The following is a 21311-nucleotide window of genomic DNA, read 5'->3' on the forward strand; positions in this document are numbered from 1 at the left end:
GTCAATCTCATCCTCCAAATCCTTGATGGCTTCTTTTACCGCTTTATCTGACTTGAGTTTTGGTTTTTTCGTCAGCTTATCATTGTTTGACAAGTCAGGTGCGTAGTTACCGAGAAATGCCGTTACATTCCCATCCTCGTTTACGTGAACCGTCTGCTGATAACCATAGACTGGGATGCCCTCGTACATTTCTTGTACGCGGTAGTGAGTCATGTCTGTCTCTTTGTCAGTCACTTCATCAAGCACTTTGAAGTGGTCTCTCACATCTCCATCAATGCGGAAGGAATCTTGATGTTGCTCCAGGAATCCCCAAACTTTTTCTTCGCCATCCAGCTCTTCTGCTTCGAACTCTTCTCCAATAAATTCGGGGGTATCCCACTCAGCGCTATATACGATGCTTTCGGATTCGGCCTGCGCAGCTAGCGGCAGGAATGTAGAACTACCTAATGCGAAGCTGAGTGTTACTGCAAAAACCGATTTTTTCATACTTGTTAACTCCTCCTTGGAAAATATTGTTTTTTATGTAAGTTCATAGTTGTTTACATCTCTTATTATTTGTCATAAATGTGAATTTGAGAACAATTTTTTAACGACAAAAAAATCATTTCCCGAAAGAAATGATTAATTGGTAAATTTATTACAATTGCGATTGCCATACGATCCGATACACCTTGCGCGGTCTGCCACGCGGGTGCGGGCTTTCTTCCCTGATCACCTGCGCGAGTCCCTTTGACTCCAGTTCAATCAGTATGCGTCTGGCACTTCGTGGAAGAATTTGCAGATACGAGGCTAATTCTGTCGCATGAATTTCCTGAGAGCCTCGCTTTTTGAGTATGGAGTGGAGCTTCGCGAGCGTCATGACACTGAGAGAGGTAAGCTGACTGAGCTCTTGCAGCTTTTCTGAGTCGTACCGATAAGTGATCTGTTCAGCACGACCAAGCGGCCCGACGACGCTTTTGTCATCAAAGAAGACCATCCAGTTGCCTGTCCCGCGCTCTTTGGCGTGCAGCAAAGCCGCACCACCATGGATTTCTGCTTCATAAGCGGTCTTGCCGATCCCGATTCCGCACGTCACCAGATCAGCGCGAATGCCAAACAGCTCTTCCAAATCCGGCATGGTCTCATAGTCACGGGTCACTTCTTGCAGGTTACCCCGCGTTGTAAAAATGACGTAGCGCCCGGGACCTGCTGTCTTCAGTGAGCCTTGCAAATGCTTCGCGTAGCGCAACAGCTTTTCCATCGTCTTGATCTCGGCATTTTGCCATTCATCTGTGGAAAAGTTGCCACCGGCAAGCTCGCGAAATGGGTCGATCTCCATCATCTGCACGGCAATTTGGGTATCTTTGAAGTGAAGCATTTCATGCGTTCGCAAAAGCATGTGAATGACAGAAATCACCCCTGCGCGTGTCGGCACAACCCGATGTACAGGGACACCTCGCCGCCCCAGCTCTACCTCTGCTGTCCGCAAGCAGGTGACAGCCGCCTTTGTCTTGCCTGCCTTCCAAAGCTGTTCGTGGTAATCAGCCAATTCATCGGCTGAGATCGCTCCCTCGTAATGCTTGAGACATTTGTAGCCACCAGCGATACCCGCTTCGTCCATAAAATGCTCCAGTTCTTCTGGAGAAAATGTATCAAAGCTCACTTCATCCACCCGGATACCCAATTGATGGGACAGGTGAAGCAAGGTTCTGTACAAGCTCGCACCGAGATGAGGCACATAAGCCATCGGCACTTGGACCTTGCCTGACTCGCTCACCATGGCATAAGGGACCTGTCCGGAGAAAAGCCACATATCAACCTCATCCACATGCGGCGAAATCAGATCGAGGATCTCTTCTTCTTTCCAATAGACGATCGGCAAGTATTCAATTTCGGGAAACTCTCGCATGACTGATTCGATGATGGCAAGTGAATCATCCGCGCCTATTACGCCTAGTCGCAGCTTCAACTAAACTCCCTCTTTCACACCAATCTCTTCCTACAAGGATAACATACTCCCTCTCTTTTTCTCATCGGGGGATCACTTTACCTGCTGCCTCCCCAATCCGGTGTGCCACGTACAAAACAGGGATGATCAACAAACTGTATGGTAACGTGCTCCAAATAAACGACCAGCAGACAAACCAGAAAAGACGGGAGGTACGTTCCAGCCGAAAGTGTCGTGACAGTCAGGATGACCGCTGCCGATAAAACCGCGAAAATACAAGAGACTGCGACGGCAAATTGTGCCGTGTTCATCGACAGCGAAGGCTTCAGCATACAAGCACCCTCTTCCTATTCGTTTGCCTGCAAAATTCCATATGCCAAAAAAGATACGGCATCGTCTGCAAGCTGCTCCGCTGTTCTTTCGCCCGTCAGCAAATACCGCGACGTCATACGGTCTACGACTGCGATCATTGCTTCTGCCGCTACCTCCACAGACAACTCAACATGGACGTGACCAGCAGTCTGATTTTGTCGCAAGTTGACAGCAACAATCGAAGCCAGCTTACGATGCAGCTCTTCGCCCTCTTCTGCCTGATACAGAACGATCCGGGTCAAGTCAGGCTCCTCCTGAAAAAATCGGAACAAGGCGAGCAGGTTTTCCCGTACCTGCCGGAAGACATCTGCCTTCGTCAAGGCCGTTACCTTTTGACCGCTGTCCGCCAATTCCCACAGCTTGGTGACGAATGTATCCGTCAGTTGCTGGTACAAGCCTTCCTTGCTGTCAAAATACTGATAAAACGACGCCTGAGTCAGTCCTGCTGCTTTCACGATGTCACTCACCCGTGTGCGATGAAAGCCTTTTGCCGCAAACTCAGAAGCTGCCGCCGTAAGCAACCGACTGCGACTCAACTCCCCTTTTGACAATTTGTCATTGGTCATTTTCTCACCCCAAAAATAACTCATCAGTTATGTAACTATTGAGTTATTTTTACAACTTTTGGATTTTCTTGTCAAGACCCACTTGCTTTTTCCTCCGACAGTGCGTAAAATGTTTGCTCAAAGGGTATCATTTGATGGCAATGAGGAAGAAGAGTAGTCATTTTTCGAGACTTCAGAGAGCTGATGGTTGGTGCGAATCAGTGTTAAGGAAATGATGAATGGGCTTCCGAGCTCCAACCCGAACCCGCTCTCATGGCGGCAGTAGGCTTTGGCGTTACGTCCGTACGTTACAATGGACACCGTATCAAGCTGTTTTGCACAGAAACGGTACGGATTAAAGAGATTTTGCGTATGGATGATTCCGTACGTGAAATAACAAGGGTGGCACCACGGTTCATTCGTCCCTGTCCAGGGCGGATGGACCTTTTTGTATATGCGGACATTCAAAAAATCGACTTTTGATCACGAAGTAGTCCTGAAAGCTTATTCGGCATCGAAAATGGCGTTCACCTTCGAAGTCCGGTGCTCATGTAGGTCCCCTACATTCCGCTCCTCCTTCTTCAGCTTCTCGCCATTTTCTCGGTGCTGAAAAGTCGACTTTTTGAATTCATATTTCACGATTGAAAGGAGCTGCTTTCCCATGAAAACCATCTTTTCCGGCATTCAACCGAGCGGCATTTTGACACTCGGCAACTACTTGGGCGCGATGAAACACTTCGTTCCGCTTCAAGATCAGTTCAACTGCTTTTACTGCATCGTAGACCAGCATGCGATCACCGTTCCACAGGAGCCTGCCGTTCTGCGCGAAAACATCCGTCGTCTCGCGGCTCTTTATTTGTCCGTTGGCCTCGATCCGAACAAAATGACGCTGTTCGTCCAATCAGAAGTACCTGCCCATGCCAAGCTCGGCTGGATCATGCTGTGTACCTCTTACTTGGGTGAATTGGAGCGTATGACCCAGTTCAAGGACAAATCTGATGGACGCGGCGAATCCATTCCAGGTGGTCTGTTGGCGTATCCTCCATTGATGGCCGCTGATATTTTGCTGTACGGCACTGATTTCGTCCCTGTGGGCGAGGACCAGAAACAGCATCTGGAGCTGACTCGTGATTTGGCCGCTCGTTTCAACAATCGCTACGGCGACATTTTCACCATTCCAGAAGTTCGTCTGCCGGAGACTGGCGCACGCATCATGTCTCTTGCTGAAGGCACCAAGAAAATGAGCAAATCCGATCCAAACCAAGGCGCCTTCATCTCCATGCTGGATGATGCAGACACCATCACGAAAAAAATCAAGCGGGCGCAAACGGATTCTGACAGCGTTGTGCGTTATGACAAAGCAGAAAAGCCTGCCGTCTCTAACCTCATGACCATCTACTCGCTCTGCTCCGGCAAATCACTGGAAGAAATTGAAGCGATGTACGAAGGTAAAGGCTACGGCGCATTCAAAACCGAGCTGGCTGAAGTTGTCGTAGAAACACTCCGTCCGATCCAAGAACGCTTCGAACAGCTATTCCACTCCTCCGAACTGGATGATATCCTGACTGCTGGGGCAGAGAAAGCGAACAAAGTCGCGAACGAGATGCTGTACAAGGTTGAAAAAGTGATGGGTATGGCGCGTCTCTAATCCATTGCCACAACAAAAAACGGGCTGGGAAGCTTTCTCCCAACCCGTTTTCCTTTAGTCCTTGCTCTTAACCGTGACAGTTACCTTGGCTGTTTTGCCAGCGTAGCTGATCGTGATGGTCACTCTTGTCCTTGGTTCGGCATCATCCAAGACAAGAATACGCCCAGTCTCATCAACCTCTACCTGTTCGGGCTTGCTTGATGTGAACTCGATACCCTCAGCTTCGGTAACGTCTTCTTCCGCATCGTTACCGAGAATCGCCGTAATTTCGAGCTGTGCCTCCTCACCCTGCGCTAGCTTGAGTGAATTCGGTTTGACCTCTAGCCTTCTCAGGGCAGTCTCACCAACGACATACGATGCGGAGGTCACTACTGTAAAGATTCCTACCTCGTCTTCTTTTGTCACTTGGATCGCTTTTCCCTTGAGTCCTGTAGCCGCTCGCCACATATTGCTCCGATACGAGTAGGCTTGGAGCTTTTCGCTGGCGTCATCGGCGACTGGCAACGCGAGTGTAAAGCCTGTTTTGCCGAGGCTTGTCACTTTTTTGCCGTTGCTCCACACTTGCAATTGATAGGCTTCGCCAGGATTCGGCACACCTTTCCACCCGTTCCCATTTGCTTCTGTCAAGGAGAGCGCAAACTCTCTTGCACGCTGAGCGGAAAAGTATGCGCTAGGCACCTCTACCCATACTTCGCTGTCCAAGGTTACGCGGATTCCGACCTCTTTTTTCTTCAATTGTTCAACCAGCTTCTGTTCCAAGGTCACGGTCGGATCAGCAGATTCCTCCTTGCGAGAACGCGTGTTGATCGAATCGTCATCGCTTTCTTTCACCTGAACGAACAGCACTGGAGCAAAACCGATCTTTTCTTTCACAGACTCGATTGCTTTCATGAATTCCCCGAGTATTTCCAGAAGTTCATCTACTTGTTCGTCAGCTGCCTTGATCTCATCCCCATCTTCAATGACGACAGTACCAAGCTTTTTCAAAAGCTCTTCCGCCAGTGTACGGACATGCTTGGCAACCTCTTTGGAAATATTCTTTTCATCGAGCGGCTCCAGTGCTGTTTTCGCCAAGCTCGTCAAGGAGGCAAGTGCCAGGCGGGCAAGCTCTTCATCCTCGATGCCATCTTCTGTAAGAGGGTCAAATGCTTTGTCCAAAAAGCTCTTCGTCACGTCTTGGAATGCCTCTTCGCTGATGGTTCCTCGCTCGGCCTGCTCAGCCACTGCCTCAAGGACAGTCGTGATCGTATGGGTGACTGTTTCCCATTTCTCAGTCGGCGTCCACTGCTCCGCATCCAGAAGTTTTGCCAGATTGCTGAGTACTTGATCCACCTGTCCTAAAATGGCATTCTCCTCGTTACTTGCGGAGATGGTTCGAGCTGCTTCCTTGTTCAAATCTCGCTGCGAGTCCGGGGTTGGTGTTCTGTCCGGCGGTGTAACTGGTGGTGTTGAATCCGGCTTGGCTGGAACCTGCACGGTAAATGCTTTGGTCACTGCTGTCGATTGATCTGATGTTCGTGTGACCTCCAGCACCAGATCTACATTCGTCTGGCGATTTGGCGGCGAAATTTTGCCGTCCAGCGCAATGACCGCTGGATCACTTGACGACTTGATCCCGATGGTAAAGCCTGTAGGTCCTTCTGGCAGCCTCAAGCGCGTCTCACCCGCTGCTGGCTGTGTGAGCTGCATGATGCTTTCTGCCACTTCTTGTGCTGTTTTTTCCGGCGTGCCACGATCCTTCAAGTCCAGCTGTACAAGGACAGGATTATGATCACTCACACGTCCCTCGCTCTCGGTCAAGCCAGCGTTGATGTGAACGATATCAACCTTCGTGTCATCCTTTAAATGGTTGCTGACCAAAATTTGATCCAAGACTTGGGAGTTCCCTTGGTACACGTACGTATACTGCTCACCCTTCGGCAGCTTCTCCACCATATTGGTCAAGACGCCATCTGCCAATTTCTGCACCGGATTCGAAAACGGGAAGTCGTTGAGATCGCCCAGTACGACAACATTTGCTTTCGCTTCCGCCTCATGGATTTCTTTTACAAAGTTATTTAACACACGAGCAATTTTCATGCGTTGTACTTCGCTCACTAGCTGTGGCGGCTGATCTTTTCCAAACAGCGCTTGATCTCCACCCTTGGAGTTGAAATGGTTAGCGATGACAATGACAGGCTCGCCTTGGAAAATGAATTCCGCTGCCAGCGGCTTACGGCTCGAAGCAAACGCCTCGTTGGTCGGATCTACACGCCCTGGATTGTGTGAGAGATGCGCCTTACCATCTCGGGTCTCGATTTGCACCGCATCTGTTGCACCTCCTGCCGTTCCTTCTGCCAGCTGTACTCGTTGTGGGTTGTAGAAGAAACCGACACGGATGTTTCCTCCAGGCTGTCCACCATCTTGATTGTTCTGTGGCGCGATATCGGTATATCGGTAAGTCGGACCATTTTTGTTTTCGATTGCTTTGATCAATGCGTCCGCAGACTGCGTAGCATCCGTTTGTCCATTGTCTGTCGGTCCATTATCGTCCTGCATTTCCACCACACCGATAATATCCGGCCCCTTCATGTTGTCCACGATTGTCTCGGCGATGCGATTGATTTTGGCGGAATCAGTATTTGCCGAGAAATTCTCGATGTTGTACGTCGCAATTGTCAGTTTGTCCTCTTTTGGGGAAATACTCGTCACTGGCGGCTCATAATGGCTCGCCTGTACCTTAACTGGCAGTGTATGGAACAGCTTGTAGTTCGCAAAGCTGTAGTCAATGATGCCTACTAGCGGATCAGCAAATTTGTCGCCGACTTTTACCTCTCCGGTAATCTTTTCGAGTTTGTCAGATACGGTGATGCGCTCAGGGTGAAAATCATTGGCTTCGAGCACAACTCCGCCGGCTGGCGTACGTGGCTGATTCGGATGGGCTCGATCATCGATGACCACGAATTCCGTTGCGCGTGGATTGGTAAACGTCTTGGTTTCGCCAACCACGATTGGATTGTCGATCTGCACCAGCATGCCTTCGAGACTTTCCCAGAAGTCGATGCCGTCTTGGTCTGGGTCAAATTTGCCGAGACTGTCGTTGTCGATGATCCCTTTCGGGTATTCGTAGTTGTCTTTGCCTAGGATGAGTGGGACTAGGGGTGACTGGCCTTGCTTGACTACAGGGGGCAAGGTCGCATCAATCTGAGTCTGGGTGAGGTCTGTTCCTGCCCTGTTCGAAGGTACGTATTCCTTGACGATACCACTAACTGTTACTTCATCTCCTGGATTGACTGATGCTTTTGGCTCGTAAACGTATATACCTTCCGAAGTAAATGGATCTGCGTCCGGTTGTGGGTCTTGCATATAAAAGCCTTGTACACCGTTACTACCTCTGACGATCGATGTTACGATTCCTGGAACATTCGTCACCGTTCCATCCGCCATCGGTGATCGGTGCGATGTTCCTTGAATGTCATGAATGCGAATGTTTTCTTTTTGAATCACGTAGGGGAAGGTCGCTACATTGCTGTCTGTATAACCATCCTTGACGGCTACGGCTGAAACGGTTGTATCCGCATCAATCTGGATCGGTGTCGTATACTTCGCGCTTTGCCTGCTCGGTGTCGAACCATCTGTCGTATAGAAGATCACGGCATCTGTCAGCGTCGTTGAGAGTGTTACTTTTGTTCCCTGTGTCACCATAGGACCTGCTGGGCTCGCTGTAACCATCGGGACTTTATTCTCGTCCTCTACGAGATCAGCGACAGTGCGGGGCACCAGCTTGTATACATTGCGATCGTAGTTCACCACGCCTGTAATAGCAGCATAGCTCTTGTTCAATGGGAGCGGAAGAGTGGCATCAGGACGAGACACAAACGTACCGTGCTGATCCTCCAGCGTGTAATTGCCGCTCGATGCCGATTTGACAGTAACCACTTTTACCGTCACCAGCTTGCCTTCCAAAGCCTCTCCTGTAGCAGCCGCAAAATCAGTAGAAGTCACAACTTGCGGGCTAGGCACACCCGCTTGCTTTTGCACGATTTCCACATTATTGGTGAGCGCTTCGAGTTGAGCCAAACCGTAATAGTCATTCATTTTTCCGGTAGCGCGAATCTTGTCTCCTACTTCAATTTTGCCAGTCAGCCCTGGCGCACGAAGTACGAGCCCCGCCGTATCATCTTGGAAATACACGTTGTTTTCTCCGCCCGCTTCAAACATCGCAGTCACCGTTCCGACAACACTGACATTTGTTCCAACCGGGGTGTTTCTTGCCTCTGCAATGGTAGCCGAACCTACCGCTGACTTGGTAACGCTAACTTCCGCACTCTCAAACAACTTGCCGTATTCCCCAGCTATTTGATGTGTTACGAGAATATGATCCAACTGATCGATGTTTGGAATCGTAAAGGAAAATGACCCGTTTGCCTGTGTCGTTCCTGTTTCTTTGTTACTAAGCATTAGCGGTTGTTTTTGCGGATCGTATGCGCGCAATATCGCATTCGCTACTGCTGCTCCTGCTTCTCCTCGCAGCTCGCCCACACCGTTCACCGCTTGCAGGCTGACTTTTTCCTGTATCAAAGCCGGGCTGGCAACAGCAGGTCTCAGCTCGATGCCGGCACTCTCCTTCTTACTCCCTTCCGTTGCGGTGAGATAAACTCCCTGCGTACTTGGATCGGGATTGACAAAAGTCAGCTCGATTTGTCCGGAAGCATCCGAATCTTGCTGTGCCAAAGGAGTGTTGCTACCTGTTCCTGTAGGCTGACTCGCATAAACCTTAATAGTCCGCCCTTGACCGACATAGCCGCGAATTGTTGCTTGGATAGGATCAGTATGATCAAAAATAAGTTCTGTAGCGTTCGGCTTTTCGGTCACGTCTGTTGGTAGCGGTGGTTCTACTGGGCTTTGCGTGTTTTTCGGGGTAGGTGCTCCGGTGATAAAATCGTTGCCGTTGTTGTTCGTATCCCAACCATTTCCGCCGTTCGGTACGATACCGCTAGCGTCACTTATGCGTTGAGCGCTGGTCGTATTCGAGGGAGCTGGTGCGGGTGAATTGCCCTCAGATGAATTCGCAGTACCAAAGCCGACCATATCCACGACACTTGCTTGGGAGGTGACATCTGTTCCTGTTAGGTCGACACCATCACTGACCAGTGCAACCTTCCCTTTTGACCCTGACAAGTTCAGAGAGCCCGCATCGTCAGGAGTAGGTAGTTCTCCCCCTGTTGATCCCGATGATGCTAGCTGAACCAAATAAAATCCATAGGGGGCTATATTTCCAGTCAACTCTGTCTTAGCCCATTTTGTTCCATCAGCCGAAGCATACTGAACGGACCACCCACCAACCGAAACCGCAGTGTCCGTCGGGTTATACAGCTCAATGAAGTCATTCTTGTACAGGGCACCTGAGTTCCCCCCACCCCCATACACCTCGCTGATCACCACATGATCAGCCCGCGCGGCTTTTGCCTGTGGCATCCACCCGGTCGGTAAAACTGTTCCCATCATGACCGTGGCTATTAGAGCCAGCTTCGGCCATCTGGAAGAGCTTCTTCTTTTTTTCAACATCCTCGCATCATTCCTCCCCATATCAATCAGAAGTAACTACTATAAAATGGTAAACGTATAACCTGAACCTTATGTGAATTTGATGTAAAGTTTGTATAATCCTTCTAAACTTGTAAAAACAAAAACCGCCAAGCTCCATCGTCCTTGGCGGTTTTTCTGTGTTTTTGTCAATTAGCTTTCGTCCACTTTCATATTGCGTGCGATATAAAGAAACGGCGTCGAAGCAGCCGATACGACAAATTTGATCAGGTAGGTAGTCAACAGGATTTGCCACCATACGTCCATCGGGAATTCACCCAAAAAGGCAATCGTACAAAAGGTAACCGAATCGAGCAGCTGGCTGAATAGCGTGCTTCCATTATTGCGAATCCAGAGCTGATTGCGGCCTGGACATTTTTTCTTCAACCACGAATAGATTTTCACGTCGACAAATTGGCTGACAAAATACGCACACAAGCTACCCAATGCCACTTTTGGCATCAAGCCAAAAATCGTCTGCAAGGAACCTTGGGCAATATCTGTTTCCTGTGGTTCAAACACCAGTACGAGCTGCATGATGATCGTTGCCGCAATTAAGGTAAAGAAGCCGAACCATACGGCTTTTTTCGCTTCTCTTTCCCCATACTTCTCGTTCAATAGATCGCTTACCAAGTAAATAGAAGCATAAATCGTATTGCCGAGCGTCATGACCAAGCCAAACATCTCGATTGTTTTGACCACCTGGATGTTGGCCAGTACAGTCGCCATCCCAATCCACGCATACAGTCCCATTCTGCCGAACAATCGGTAGCAGAGCAGGAACAGCCCGAAGTTCACCAGAGCAAAAAGCACTCCGATCCAAAAATTAAACATATGATTTCCTCCTAGTTTTGATAACGCGGGAGTTTACGAACCGCGGCCCGTTTTGGGCATCCAATCATTTTACTTGCATTTTCTTATTTTATCAACAATGAATGCAAGTATGCTCCCATAGCAAAAAAGCCATCACTAAGGGCGATGGTCTTATCAATGGGTATCACGCCTTGCTTCTTTTAGAAAGATACTTACGAGCTTCTGAGCCGTTCTGCGAGCATGATGAACTGCTTCGTGATTTCCCTCGATCATTGCAGTAACAATGCTGCCTTCTATCAAAAGATACAACGCATTGGTTAGTTCTTCTTCCTCCCGTACTCCAGCTTCTTGAACAAGTTTTTTGATAAAATTTTTTAATAATGATTTATGCCTTAAAGATACTTGATGAAACGAATGAGTAGGCTCATTAAATTCTGCAGCCGTATTTATGAAGGAACACCCACGAAAGTCAGGTTGCGAGAACCATTCTTCTAATGTATCAAATAGAGCAACCAAACGCTCCGACGGGGTAACTTCCTTCTTATAAACTGTAGTTTCGAACCAGTTTCTCCAAAGGGCATCTCTTGTCTCAAGATAAGCTATCACCAAATGCTCTTTAGTAGGAAAGTTGTTATACAGCGTCATTTTGGCTACTCCGGATTCTGCTACAACTTGATCGACCCCCGTAGCAGTAATTCCTTGTTTATAAAACAAGGATGAGGCAACATCCAGTATTTGCTCTTTTTTTCTTTGTCTCATGCCTTCTCCTCCTCCATTAATGAACGCGAAGGTTGTCATCGTTTGACGTCGAGCAAATCCTAATTGTTCTAAAATGAAGTCACTCATTATTTGGTTTACTCGACATTACTATACAGACAAGTATATATAATTTCAAATTTAATTTTTCGGCTTTTTTCTTTTTATCTCTTTTTTTGGGTTCCTTATAACGATCTCCATTAAATTCAGTTCTCCACTATCTAATGCCTCTGTAAGAGCTTGAGGAAACTCCTCTGTATTTGTAACACGCCTGTATGCAACTCCAAAGCTTTGGGCAAAAAGGTTAAAATCCGGATTGGTAAAAGAAATCTGTGTAACCGCTAGATTGGCATTGCACTGGTGCTTCTCTATTAAGCTATACCGCTGGTCATTAAAGATGATGATAGTAAAGCTCAGACCCAAGCGCTTTGCGGTCTCGAGCTCCTGAGCATTCATTAGAAAGCCACCGTCTCCCGTTATGATAACAACAGGACAGTTTGGCTTGACCAAGCAGCTTGCCAAAGCGCCAGGCAGCGATGCTCCCATTGATGCAAGACCGTTGAAAATAATCGTTTGCCCTGGAAGTTTTGGCTGGTACCAGAATGATACCCAGATTTTATGCAAGCCGACATCAGAAATCACGATGCTTTCCTTCGGCAGCTTTTGGCTTAAGGTCCACATCACCGTGTGCGGCAGCTCCTGTTCCGATGGGATAGCCCGCAACTTCTTCATTCTACGTACACGAATCTTCTCATAGTCTACAGGTTCAGGTCTCCGATTTAACAGGTTCGATAATGCCTTAATCGTTTCTCGCAAATCACCCACAAGGTCCAATTCAACGGGAAAATGAGCATCCGTTTCAGCGTAGGTGGTATTAATACTCAGTACTTTACGCGATTTATCCTCGTTCCAGAATTTCGAATCAAATTCAACAAAATCAAATCCAATAGCGATTACCAAATCTGCTTCATGCAGAGGAAGCAAACCATCAGGGTCGAAACTACCGCCGACTGTGAACAGATTCAGCGGGTGATCGAAAGGCAGAAAACCTTTGGCCATAAAAGTATTGACCAATGGCAAATTCGCTTTCTCTACTAATTGTCGAATTTCTTTCCCAGCTCGACTACGAACCGCACCGTTGCCTACAAGAATGATTGGTCTCTTTGCCTCCATGATTAACTGTGCGGCTGTGTGCAGCGATGACTCGTCGGGACAAACTTTTGCTTTTCTTCCAATGGGAAGTGGTGAGCCGACTACCGTATCCCGAGCAACATCTACAGGCAGCTGCAGATGCACGGCACCAAAACTGTCGGTTGTTGCCAGATCAAACGCCTTACGGATGATCTCTGGAATTGTGTGCGCGGATGCAATCTGCTGATTGTATTTTGTAATTCCTTTGTATAATTGTATCGTATCTATATTTTGATGTGATTCTTTGTGCAGCCGGCTACGATCTGTCTGACCGGTAATGGCAATCAATGGCGAGCGGTCCAAGTGAGCATTAGCCACACCTGTAATCAGATTCGTCGCGCCAGGCCCCAACGTAGCGAGACACACGCCGGGTTTTCCCGTGAGTCGACCATACACATCTGCCATAAAGGCTGCCCCTTGTTCGTGCCGCGTAACTACAAATTGAATCGATGACCGCGATAAGGAGTCGATAAGATCAATACTCTCTTCACCCGGGATGCCGAAAACGTACTCAACTCCCTCAGCCTCCAGACATTGCACCACAAGGTCGCTCGCTTTCATATGGCTCCTCCATTATTAGTCTTTTGGTGGATTACATCTATTTTTCGTATGCAAAGTCCAATTTTATTCATTTGTTGATCCAACTGGAGTACACGTGATTCTTCTGCCTGTTACATGCTGACTATTGAGTTATTGAACGGACCCGCAAGAGGGCCAGTTTTTCAAAGGGGCCATCCCACGGGTCACCGTTCAGGTGTTATTGCACGCCGTTTTCCAATTCCTTTATTCGCTCACCCAAAAATCGCTTGATTAACGCTACACTGATTTCCAAATCTTCTTCCAAAGGAAAATGACCCGTATTGAGCAGATGAACATCAACATCTTTTAAGTCTTTTTGGTAAGCCAACGCCCCATCCGGACCAAAGAACATATCATTTTTTCCCCAAGCAACCAATGTCGGAGGCTGGTAGGTCCGGAAATACTCATGCCATCTCGGATACTGATTCAAATTGTTTTGATAATCATAGAGCAGGGCAAGCTGGATCTCGCTATTCCCAGATCGCTCCAGCACATATTGGTCCAAATTCCAACTGTCTGGGCTGATTTTTTCCGGGTTGCGTGTCCCGTTTACATACTGATGTTTTGTGAACTCAGGTTTCAGCAGACCTAAAACATTGTTGATAGAGGCATCATCAGCCGGATTTTCCCAATACGTCCGTGCGGGAGCCCACGAAGATAGCAAGCCTTCTTCGTATGCATTTCCGTTTTGAGAGATAATGGCTTGGACTCGTTCTGGATGTTTGACAGCCAATCTGAATCCGACTGGCGCCCCATAATCGTGGACATAAATACTGTATTTCTTCAATTGGAGCTGCTCGACAAATGCGTCCATAACATCGGCCAAATTTTCGAAGGTATAGGCAAAGTCGGCCATAGAAGGCTGATCACTGTTACCGAAACCAGGATAGTCAGGTGCAATGATATGGTATTCATCAGAGAGCTCGGCAATTAAGTTGCGGTACATGTGAGAAGAAGATGGAAACCCATGGAGCAACAAAATGGTCGGATTCTCCTGATTCCCAGCCTCCCGATAAAAAATTGCGAGACCGTCCACCAATTCTGTTTTGTAATATACTGTCATCGTTTTCACCTCCTTTCCGGTAGTTTTGGAACACGCTGCTATTTCCCGAGGATTATTTGTAACGCCGATCATTTTCGTTAATCGGATAATCGTTTCCACTCATATCCCGTCTTCTCATAAGACCGTCTTCATCATATTCCCAAAGCTCATTCCCATGGCATCTCATCCATTGACCAGTTTCTGCATCACGGTACTCATACTCAAAACGAACCGCAATCCGGTTGTCCGTGTAGCACCAAAGCTCTTTCATGAGTTTATAGTCCTGCTCCCTTGCCCATTTCTTCGTCAAAAAAGCTTTAATATTCTCGCGACCTGTAAAAAACTCTGTACGGTTGCGCCAGTTGGAGTTAACGGTATACCCTAGTGACACGCGTTCCGGATCGCGAGAGTTCCAAGCATCTTCGGCAAATTTTACTTTTGCCAACGCGGATTCAAGTGTGAACGGTGGTCGAATGTCTTTACTCATTTTTTATCATCCTTTTTATTTTTTATAGTTCAATCCATTATTTGAATTTACGATCCGCCTCTTTGATAGGAAAATCATTCCCCGTCATATCCCGTCTCTTCATGAGACCATCCTCGGCGAACTCCCAGTATTCATTTCCATGGCATCGCATCCACTGACCTGTATTTGCATCACGATATTCGTACTCAAAACGCACTGCAATCCGATTGTCCGTGTAGCACCAAAGTTCCTTCTTAAGTTTGTAGTCCAGCTCTCTAGCCCACTTATTTGTCAAAAACGTCTTGATAGCCTCTCGGCCGGTAAAGAATTCTGTGCGATTATGCCAATTGGAATCAACGGAGTATCCCAAAGATACCCGCTCCGGATTGCGAGAATTCCAGGCATCCTCAGCAAACTGCACTTTTGCCAATGCAGACTCCTTTGTAAACGGTGGTCGAATGTCTTTGCTCATGCTAGATCTTCCCTTCGTGTGTTGAATATTGGTGGAGGAGCATCCGCTCTCCTTGGTGTTTAGTATACAGACAGGTCTGTCTAAAATCAAATATAATTTCTCGTCCATTAATCCTGAAAAGAAGCGAGCCACCTCTTAGCACCCTAACATTTACCTGTTACTGATTTGTAGGATTTATGTCGATTATCTGTAACCAATACATCCACACTATCGTACATAATGAACGTGTAGCAAAGACAAACACAAGATACAGCACACTACACATTACATCATGATCAGTCAGCAAGACTGGGGAGGAGATTCATCACATGAAACACCTGAACAAACTCGTAACAGGAACTGTACTTACTTCCGTACTTTTCACCGGAGGGTACGCAATGACAGCAGATGCAAGCAACACAACGGCTACAACAAAAGGCTTGCAAGAGATTTCTAAAAAAACAGCAGACGTAACGGGTGACAAAACCGCAGACACAGTCGTTCTGTACGGGAAAAAAGAAAAGAACAGCCCTTACGTTAAGGACCTCACCATCAAAGTAACAGATGGCAAAACGAAAACATCTTTTAACATTGACGTGAAAGACAACGGATATGAGCCAAAGCTCTCCGTACAAGATTTCACTTACGATAAAAAAGGCGAGATCATGATTACTGCAAGCACTGGCGGAAGCGGTGGCTACACAACCAATCACATCTACACCATTAAAGATGGAAAAGCGAAAGAGCTCAGCCTGCCAGGTCTGGATAAAAACAAAGCAGGTGTAGTCGGAGCAGACTTCGTAGAATTGAAACCAATCGATCTCAACAAAAATGGTCTCTACGTGCTGGAAGGCACAGAGCGTCTGACTGGTGATTACAATGCAGACGTACGCGGCTACCTCAAATCCAAATGGAAGTGGAACCAAACCAAATGGGAATTGATGAGTGCCAACTTCGAACCAGCTGTAAAACCACTCGAAGTCTATCAAGATACTTTCAAAAGCCAAGATTCTGCCTTTGCTTTTAAAGGACCAAAATCATGGAACGGCAACATCCTTGTCGAGGAAAAAACAGGCCCACACGCAGATGAATACTTGCCAGAAGCAAAGAGTGTAACCCGCTTCATCTTCAATGCTGAAAAAGCGGAAGATCGTGTACCTGTTGTGGTTATCACCGCGCTTGACCTAAATGACTGGAAAAAACTGAACAACCCGGACGAGCCGCCAGTCGGCTACGAAATTGCTCGTAACCAAGCAACTAACACGATTTATGTAGCAAACTTGCCACAAGACACTGTATTTGACCCAGCAAGCAAAGAAGGGAAGAAATTCATCCCTCTGATGATGTCTATGGACCAAGTAAAACAAGCGTTTACGCTGGTAAAACGATAATCAATACGCATCTCTCCACAAAAAGTCCCTTTGCCTCTCTCATTGGCAAAGGGACTTTTTCCATCTACAGCTTCGCAATTCTTTTTTGCTTCTCCTCTTTTTCAACTGCATCCAGGTACTCGAACAATCCAAGACGATTTCCCCACGGATCGGCAAAGGTTCCCCACTTGACCGGCACTTCTTTCCGTTGGAAAATTTCAAACCGTTCGATTTGCAGTTCTTGGATCAGTCTTTCTCTTTCCGTCTCGATATCGATCACGGCAAATCGCACGGGACCGCTTCCTTCTGCGGGCGTCCCTTCTGCCAGCTGCAACCAACATCCAGGCAAGACCTCCCATTCAGCAAATCCTTCATGCGGAACAAAATCCGGCTCTCTTTGCAAGAAGCTCTGGTACCAGGCTTGTCCTTTGGCGAAATCAGAAGTACGCAATTGAAACGTCATCTCATGGATCATAGAAAAGCCTCCTGTTCTTCGACTTTTCATCCATTATTTCACAATCCTTGCGCCCCTTTCTAGAGAACGGAACAAAAAACCCCCGACTGAAGTCGAGGGAAAGGTACTCTTTATGCAAATATCGGCAGCATGAGATTCAGCAAGAACAATCCCGCGATGACGTACATGAGCGTAGGCACTTCGCGACGCTTGCCCAATGCGAGCTTCATGAGCGGATACGCCACGAAGCCAAACGCAATTCCATCTACAATGCTGTAAGACAGCGGGATAATCACGATGATCAAAAAGGCAGGGAAGCCTTCCGAGAAGTCCTTCAAATTGATATTCTGTACGTTTTGCAGCATCAGTGCGCCAATGATGATAAGCACCGGAGCAATGGCTCCATCCGGAATCATTTTGATAACAGGTAGCAAACCGAGTGACAGCAGGAACAAGGTACCTGTTACAAGTGCGGTCAGTCCCGTCCGTCCCCCTGCTGCGATTCCTGCCGCAGTCTCCACCGTCGAAACTGTCGGACTGGTTCCCAAAATTCCGGAGATGGCAGCCGACAACGCATTTGCTTGCAGCGAACGGCCAAACTTCTGTGGCTGGCCAAGCATCGAGGTATGCCCGTGAATCAAGCCAATATTTTCAAAGACGATGACCATCGCCAATGAGAAGGTCGCGATCCAGAATGGCAACGCCCAAATGGCAGAAAAGGAAAGACCCGCAAACACGCTTCCGTAATCCGCAAACGAAAACGATCCTCCCCCACCCGTCTCGACAATCCCGAACAAAAAGCCAAGTCCTGTACCAACCGTAATTCCGATCAAGAAGTTGCCCGGTACATTGCGAACAAACAAAATCAACGTAACAATCAAAGTAAGCAGCGTGACGATCACATACGGGCTGGACAAGTCACCCAGCGCGACAAACGTAGACGGATTCATGACGATCAGCCCGCCTTTTTGCAGTCCAATGAAGGTCAAGAACAACCCAATCCCTACCGTAATCGCCTCTTTTAGCGAAGAGGGAATCGCATTGGACAATATCGTCGCCGCCCTGGTAAAGGCAATCACAGTAAAGATCAAACCGGAAACAAAAACAGCAGCCAATGCTTCCTGCCAAGTGAGGCCCATCGATTGGCATAACGTGAACGTAAACAGGGCATTGATCCCCATGCCGGGAACCAGAATAATAGGAGCGTTTGCCCAGAAGGCCATGAGAAGTGACCCAATAAATGCCGTCAATACAGTCGCCAAAATACCTGCTTCCATCGGTATTCCAGCATCATTTAAAATCGAAGCGTTTACGGCAACAATGTAGACAATGGTGACAAAGCCAATAAATCCGGCGATGAGTTCCCTTTGAAACGTCGTGTCGTAAGCGCGCAAGTGAAATAGCTTTTCCATCCACGTACGCACGGAATTCCCCTTCTTTCCTTTATGTCTTTTCCATGAAGTGAAGATTCACAGGGAACATGCTATCATAGCTTCATCAATATGAAAAATATCCATAAAATCTAATTTTCATATCGTTTTCATATGGAACCATTCTCGTAAGGAAAGAAGGCATTGTGTGTGGATATTCGGCAACTGCGTTACTTCATCGCCATAGCAGAGGAGGGTCAGATAACGGGTGCAGCAAAAAGACTGAACATGGCCCAGCCGCCTTTGAGTCAGCAACTGAAGCAAATGGAGGAGGAGCTCGGGATCATGCTCATAGAGCGCTCGGGAAAACAAATGGTGCTGACCGAAGCAGGTATCACCCTCTATAAACAGGCACTCAATATCGTTCATCAAATGGAGGAAGCTCTCTCCGAGGTCAAAGAAACAGGCGAAGGCATTCGTGGGACGCTGTCCATCGGTGTAAGTGCGTTGTCTGCCTACCGCCTTCCAGAACAAATCCGTGTGTTTCAGCAAAAATATCCGCTCATTACGTATAAGATCTGGAAAGGTGATACACAACTCCTCAATCAGTGGCTGGAGCGCAGAACGATAGAAGTCGCCATCGTGCGCCTCCCCCACTCGTTGAACAACTGCACCATGATTCCTTTGGAGGAAGAGGATTTCGTGCTCATCGTTCCTGCCAGCTCGCCTTATGCCGATCGCCAGGAAATCGAAATGCGCGAGATCGCCGAACTCCCGCTTATCATGCCAAGCACGCCAGGATTGGGCATCTACGACTTGATTATCAAGGAATTCTCCCGTCTAGGCGTGGACCCGCACGTCATCTGCGAGTGCCCGGACATCTCTCTCATTGTCAGCATGGTCGCCTCCTCTGTCGGTTCCTCCATCGTTCCGATCTCGGCATGGGAGACCCATCAGAGCGAACAAATTCGCGGGATTCGACTCGCTGGAACTTCTATTTATTCTTCCGCTGCTGTCGTCTGGCAGTCTGGACGCCATCTGTCCAAAGCAGCAAATCGGTTTATCGAGACGTTTTCGTCGTAACTCCATTTAAGGGCCATCATATCCGGAATAATCTTGGAAATCCCGCGGGATGATAAACTATTACCATTTCTTGTAGATTCCCGGGAGGATAAAGATGACGTTCCTGATATCTTTGGCCATTGTATTTGTCATTGTGCTGTTCGGCGCGATTTCTCCTGAGCTTTTCGCCTCTGCGGCTTCTCATGTACTGAAAGTGACCACGACGAATTTTGGCTGGTTTTATTTAATCGTGACTTTCGGTTTTCTGATCTTTTGCATCTTCCTTGCCTTCAGCAGATACGGACAAATCCCTTTAGGCAGCGACGATGACGAGCCAGAGTATTCCCTGCCTACATGGTTTGCCATGCTGTTTTCTGCTGGGATGGGGATTGGTCTTGTCTTTTGGGGCGTAGCCGAGCCTGTCTCTCATTACTTCTCTCCGCCAGCAGGTGTGACAGGACAAACGACTGAAGCCGCACAAACCGCTCTGCGCTATGCGTTTTTTCACTGGGGACTGCATCCTTGGGGGATCTATGCTCTCATTGCCCTCGCTCTTGCCTATTTTCAGTTTCGCAAAGGGGCGAAGGGCTTGATTTCCTCCACCTTTGGCCCGCTGCTCGGTGAACGCATACACGGACCGATCGGAAAAGGGATCGATATTTTGGCTGTCATCGCCACGGTATTCGGTGTCGCAACCTCACTTGGCCTCGGAACTCTGCAAATAAATGGAGGCTTGTCTCACCTCTTTGGGTTGCCGTCCAACACCACCGTCCAAATCGTGATCATTTCCATTATTACCGTGCTATTTCTGCTCTCGGCTACGACAGGACTGGATCGGGGTATCAAGTATTTGAGTAATACGAATCTGGTATTGGCCTTGCTGCTCCTCCTGTTGACGCTCGTATTGGGCCCAACCTCGTTTATTTTTGACGCCTTCACTAGTACGCTGGGCAGCTATTTGAACAATCTCATCTCGATGAGCTTGCGGCTGACCCCGTTTACACAAGGGACATGGGTAGCCAACTGGACGCTGTTTTACTGGTCGTGGTGGATTGCCTGGGCGCCGTTCGTCGGCATGTTTATCGCACGCGTCTCCAAAGGTCGCACCATCAAGGAATTCGTCATTTGCGTAATGCTCGTCCCCAGTCTGTTGAGCTTTATTTGGTTTTCCGTGTTTGGCGGGACTGCGCTTCACCTCGAAATTTTTGATCAAGCGCCTATTGGTGCCGCTGTGCAACGGGACATCTCCACTGCGTTGTTCCTCGCATTGGAGCAGTTGCCCATGGGATACATTCTGGCTGTCGTTGCGATTCTGTTGATCATCACGTTTTTTATCACGTCGGCGGATTCGGCTATTTTCGTGCTCGGCATGTTGTCTTCTGATGGCAACCTGGACCCTTCGAATCGGGTAAAATTCACCTGGGGCGTCCTTCAATCCGCTATCGCGATCGTTCTATTGCTAAGCGGCGGTTTAGAAGGCCTGCAAACAGCCTCTATTGTGGCAGCGCTGCCTTTTACCGTCATCATGGTCCTGATGTGCTTCTCCCTCGTCATGGCACTACAGGAAGAAGACCGGATCGCGAAAAAGAAACGGAAGGATCAGCAGAAGAAGCTGGAGCGGTTGTTGAAGGAGTTGTAAAAAACAGGAAGACCCTTCTATGGAGCATTCTGCTTCGTGAAGGGTCTTTTTTATGGTATCA

Annotated in this window: 16 protein-coding genes, 1 pseudogene and 1 other annotated feature; of the genes and pseudogenes, 4 read left to right on the top strand and 13 right to left on the bottom strand. The window is 48.0% G+C overall.

What is annotated here, in order from left to right; all coding sequences use genetic code 11:
• The 4 genes and pseudogenes from C7R93_RS12455 to C7R93_RS12470 form a co-directional block, all read right to left on the bottom strand.
• Positions 1-486: pseudogene (locus C7R93_RS12455) on the bottom strand (peptidase M4 family protein); the annotation flags it as partial.
• Positions 487-637: 151 nt separating this feature from the next.
• Positions 638-1948 carry a helix-turn-helix domain-containing protein gene (locus tag C7R93_RS12460; RefSeq protein WP_106839110.1) on the bottom strand — a complete coding sequence of 437 codons (1311 nt, stop codon included), beginning with the start codon at positions 1946-1948 and terminating at the stop codon, positions 638-640.
• Between the two features lie 77 nt (positions 1949-2025).
• Positions 2026-2259, bottom strand: a complete 234-nt coding sequence (locus tag C7R93_RS12465; RefSeq protein WP_244191523.1) for a hypothetical protein — start codon at positions 2257-2259, stop codon at positions 2026-2028.
• A 15-nt stretch (positions 2260-2274) separates the two neighbouring features.
• Entirely contained in the window at positions 2275-2865 is a 591-nt protein-coding gene (locus C7R93_RS12470) for a TetR/AcrR family transcriptional regulator (RefSeq protein ID WP_106839111.1), read from the bottom strand.
• 131 nt (positions 2866-2996) lie between these two features.
• Positions 2997-3274, top strand: a binding site (T-box leader).
• Positions 3275-3505: 231 nt separating this feature from the next.
• On the opposite strand from C7R93_RS12470, the gene trpS reads away from it, so the two are divergent.
• On the top strand, positions 3506-4492 hold the full coding sequence (gene trpS, locus C7R93_RS12480; RefSeq protein WP_106839112.1) for a tryptophan--tRNA ligase: 987 nt from the start codon (positions 3506-3508) through the stop codon (positions 4490-4492).
• Positions 4493-4546: 54 nt separating this feature from the next.
• On the opposite strand, the gene C7R93_RS12485 is transcribed toward trpS, so the two are convergent.
• The 7 genes from C7R93_RS12485 to C7R93_RS12515 form a co-directional block, all read right to left on the bottom strand.
• A complete protein-coding gene (locus C7R93_RS12485) occupies positions 4547-10039 on the bottom strand; it encodes a chitobiase/beta-hexosaminidase C-terminal domain-containing protein (protein ID WP_106839113.1) in 5493 nt (1830 codons plus the stop codon).
• Positions 10040-10210: 171 nt separating this feature from the next.
• Complete coding sequence (locus C7R93_RS12490; RefSeq protein ID WP_106839114.1) at positions 10211-10891, bottom strand: queuosine precursor transporter; 681 nt, start codon at positions 10889-10891, stop codon at positions 10211-10213.
• Between the two features lie 153 nt (positions 10892-11044).
• On the bottom strand, positions 11045-11629 hold the full coding sequence (locus C7R93_RS12495; RefSeq protein WP_106839115.1) for a TetR/AcrR family transcriptional regulator: 585 nt from the start codon (positions 11627-11629) through the stop codon (positions 11045-11047).
• Between the two features lie 138 nt (positions 11630-11767).
• Positions 11768-13378 (bottom strand): acetolactate synthase large subunit, encoded by a 1611-nt coding sequence (locus C7R93_RS12500; protein WP_106839116.1) that lies wholly within the window; start codon positions 13376-13378, stop codon positions 11768-11770.
• A 196-nt stretch (positions 13379-13574) separates the two neighbouring features.
• Positions 13575-14459 carry an alpha/beta fold hydrolase gene (locus C7R93_RS12505; protein WP_106839117.1) on the bottom strand — a complete coding sequence of 295 codons (885 nt, stop codon included), beginning with the start codon at positions 14457-14459 and terminating at the stop codon, positions 13575-13577.
• Between the two features lie 52 nt (positions 14460-14511).
• Positions 14512-14925 carry a nuclear transport factor 2 family protein gene (locus C7R93_RS12510; RefSeq protein WP_106839118.1) on the bottom strand — a complete coding sequence of 138 codons (414 nt, stop codon included), beginning with the start codon at positions 14923-14925 and terminating at the stop codon, positions 14512-14514.
• A 37-nt stretch (positions 14926-14962) separates the two neighbouring features.
• Positions 14963-15376, bottom strand: a complete 414-nt coding sequence (locus tag C7R93_RS12515; RefSeq protein WP_106839119.1) for a nuclear transport factor 2 family protein — start codon at positions 15374-15376, stop codon at positions 14963-14965.
• A 308-nt stretch (positions 15377-15684) separates the two neighbouring features.
• On the opposite strand from C7R93_RS12515, the gene C7R93_RS12520 reads away from it, so the two are divergent.
• On the top strand, positions 15685-16746 hold the full coding sequence (locus tag C7R93_RS12520) for a hypothetical protein (RefSeq protein ID WP_244191524.1): 1062 nt from the start codon (positions 15685-15687) through the stop codon (positions 16744-16746).
• A 64-nt stretch (positions 16747-16810) separates the two neighbouring features.
• Here C7R93_RS12520 and C7R93_RS12525 read toward each other — a convergent pair whose 3' ends face one another.
• Positions 16811-17200 carry a VOC family protein gene (locus tag C7R93_RS12525; RefSeq protein ID WP_106839121.1) on the bottom strand — a complete coding sequence of 130 codons (390 nt, stop codon included), beginning with the start codon at positions 17198-17200 and terminating at the stop codon, positions 16811-16813.
• A 110-nt stretch (positions 17201-17310) separates the two neighbouring features.
• Positions 17311-18591 carry an NCS2 family permease gene (locus C7R93_RS12530; protein WP_425266734.1) on the bottom strand — a complete coding sequence of 427 codons (1281 nt, stop codon included), beginning with the start codon at positions 18589-18591 and terminating at the stop codon, positions 17311-17313.
• Positions 18592-18759: 168 nt separating this feature from the next.
• Between C7R93_RS12530 and C7R93_RS12535 the strand changes: the two genes are divergently transcribed.
• Positions 18760-19632 (top strand): LysR family transcriptional regulator, encoded by an 873-nt coding sequence (locus tag C7R93_RS12535; RefSeq protein WP_106839123.1) that lies wholly within the window; start codon positions 18760-18762, stop codon positions 19630-19632.
• Between the two features lie 94 nt (positions 19633-19726).
• Entirely contained in the window at positions 19727-21250 is a 1524-nt protein-coding gene (locus C7R93_RS12540; RefSeq protein ID WP_106839124.1) for a glycine betaine uptake BCCT transporter, read from the top strand.
• Positions 21251-21311: the final 61 nt, after the last annotated feature.

Origin of the sequence: Brevibacillus fortis (assembly GCF_003013395.1) — a bacterium.
Lineage (GTDB): Bacteria > Bacillota > Bacilli > Brevibacillales > Brevibacillaceae > Brevibacillus > Brevibacillus fortis.

Excerpts from the sequence above, each read along its gene's own strand:
- C7R93_RS12495 (WP_106839115.1), bottom strand. The coding sequence starts at position 11,629 with ATGAGACAAAGAAAAAAAGAGCAAATACTGGATGTTGCCTCATCCTTG.
- C7R93_RS12490 (WP_106839114.1), bottom strand. The coding sequence starts at position 10,891 with ATGTTTAATTTTTGGATCGGAGTGCTTTTTGCTCTGGTGAACTTCGGG.
- C7R93_RS12515 (WP_106839119.1), bottom strand. The coding sequence starts at position 15,376 with ATGAGCAAAGACATTCGACCACCGTTTACAAAGGAGTCTGCATTGGCA.
- C7R93_RS12470 (WP_106839111.1), bottom strand. The coding sequence starts at position 2,865 with ATGACCAATGACAAATTGTCAAAAGGGGAGTTGAGTCGCAGTCGGTTG.
- C7R93_RS12485 (WP_106839113.1), bottom strand. The coding sequence starts at position 10,039 with ATGTTGAAAAAAAGAAGAAGCTCTTCCAGATGGCCGAAGCTGGCTCTA.
- trpS (WP_106839112.1), top strand. The coding sequence starts at position 3,506 with ATGAAAACCATCTTTTCCGGCATTCAACCGAGCGGCATTTTGACACTC.
- C7R93_RS12505 (WP_106839117.1), bottom strand. The coding sequence starts at position 14,459 with ATGACAGTATATTACAAAACAGAATTGGTGGACGGTCTCGCAATTTTT.
- C7R93_RS12465 (WP_244191523.1), bottom strand. The coding sequence starts at position 2,259 with ATGCTGAAGCCTTCGCTGTCGATGAACACGGCACAATTTGCCGTCGCA.
- C7R93_RS12540 (WP_106839124.1), top strand. The coding sequence starts at position 19,727 with ATGACGTTCCTGATATCTTTGGCCATTGTATTTGTCATTGTGCTGTTC.
- C7R93_RS12520 (WP_244191524.1), top strand. The coding sequence starts at position 15,685 with ATGAAACACCTGAACAAACTCGTAACAGGAACTGTACTTACTTCCGTA.
- C7R93_RS12500 (WP_106839116.1), bottom strand. The coding sequence starts at position 13,378 with ATGAAAGCGAGCGACCTTGTGGTGCAATGTCTGGAGGCTGAGGGAGTT.
- C7R93_RS12530 (WP_425266734.1), bottom strand. The coding sequence starts at position 18,591 with ATGGAAAAGCTATTTCACTTGCGCGCTTACGACACGACGTTTCAAAGG.
- C7R93_RS12525 (WP_106839121.1), bottom strand. The coding sequence starts at position 17,200 with ATGATCCATGAGATGACGTTTCAATTGCGTACTTCTGATTTCGCCAAA.
- C7R93_RS12510 (WP_106839118.1), bottom strand. The coding sequence starts at position 14,925 with ATGAGTAAAGACATTCGACCACCGTTCACACTTGAATCCGCGTTGGCA.